Annotated in this window: 1 protein-coding gene; it reads right to left on the reverse strand. The window is 67.3% G+C overall.

Going from position 1 to position 1,246, the window contains the following annotated elements; translation table 11 throughout:
• Positions 1–1,230, reverse strand: a 1,230-nt coding sequence (locus H8S62_RS17755; protein WP_186920432.1) for an S-layer homology domain-containing protein, incomplete at its 3' end; no start/stop codon positions are given.
• Between the last annotated feature and the right edge of the window lie 16 nt (positions 1,231–1,246).

Raw genomic sequence — 1,246 nt, forward strand, 5'->3', positions numbered from 1 at the left:
GGAATTGGTGTTGTCCTTAATCTCCTTGCCGTCGGAGTTGGTGGGGTTCTTTGTGCCGGGGGCCACGTCCACGGTGGTGGGCTTCTTGCCGTCCAGGACCACGTCGTCGGCCTTGACCTCGGCCTTGGAGATGGTGCCCTTGTTGTCCACCTTCACCGCGTCGTTGGCGGTCAGGGTGGTCACCTTGCCGGTGTTGGAGACCTCGGCGGGGGCGTTGGCGGTCAGGTTGGTGACGGTGCCGGTGTTGCTCACCTTGGCGGCGGCGTTGACCTCCAGGTTCTTCACGGCGCCGTTGTTGGTGACCTCGGCGGCGGCGTTCACCGCCACGGTGTCCGCCTTGGCGGTCTTGGCAATCTCCACGCTGGCGGCGGCGTTCACAGCCACGGCGCCGATATCGCTCTTGCCCTCGATGGAGACGGCGGCGGCGCCGTCCACCTTCACGGTGTCGGCGGTCAGGTCCTTGGCGACGACCTTGCCCGCGCTGGAGCCGGGGGCCACAACCACGCCGGCGGCGGTCCCGGTGAGGACCACCTCGCCCTCGGCGGCGGCGGAGTTCACCACCACGAAGCCGTTGGCGTTGTCGACGCTGTACTCGCCGGGGGCGCTGGCGTAGACCGCGATGGCCTTATCCAGCAGGGCCATGGTGGAGGCCTTGTCGATGTTGGCCAGGGGCGCGGCGGCGCCGGCGCCGGTGCCGGTGAGGATGCCCATCTCAGCCAGGGGGGCCATGTAGCCCGCGGCCCAGGCGGGGACCTCGTCCGCGTCGGTGAACTTGCTCATGTCGGGCTTCTCGGCGGGGGTCACGCCCATGGCCCGGCCGAACATGACCATGGTCTCGGCGCGGGAGATCTCCGCGGTGGCCCTGCTGCTGGCGCCGTCGCCCTGCATGATGCCGGCGGCCGTGCACTTGAGGATGGCGTCGGCATACCACTCGTCGCCCTTCAGGTCGGCGTAGGTGTTGTCAGCCTTCTCGGTGAGGCCGAACATCTTCACGAAGATGGTGGCCAGCTCGGCACGGGAGAGGGGCTTGGCGGGATTGAAGTTCCCGTCGGAGTCTCCCTGTACGATGCCGGCCTTGGCCCAGCGGTTTATGGACTCGGCCGCCCAGCTCGACTCCGCATCCGCAAGGGCGGGCGCGGTTTCTCCCTCCGCGGCGAACGCGGACAGGGAGAGCATGGATAAAATCATCGCTGCGCTCAGAATCAGTGCCAGGGGTTTTCTTGCTTTCATCTTTTTCTTCCTCCTT

This window comes from Lawsonibacter faecis (assembly GCF_014287675.1).
In the GTDB taxonomy this organism is placed as follows: domain Bacteria; phylum Bacillota; class Clostridia; order Oscillospirales; family Oscillospiraceae; genus Pseudoflavonifractor; species Pseudoflavonifractor faecis.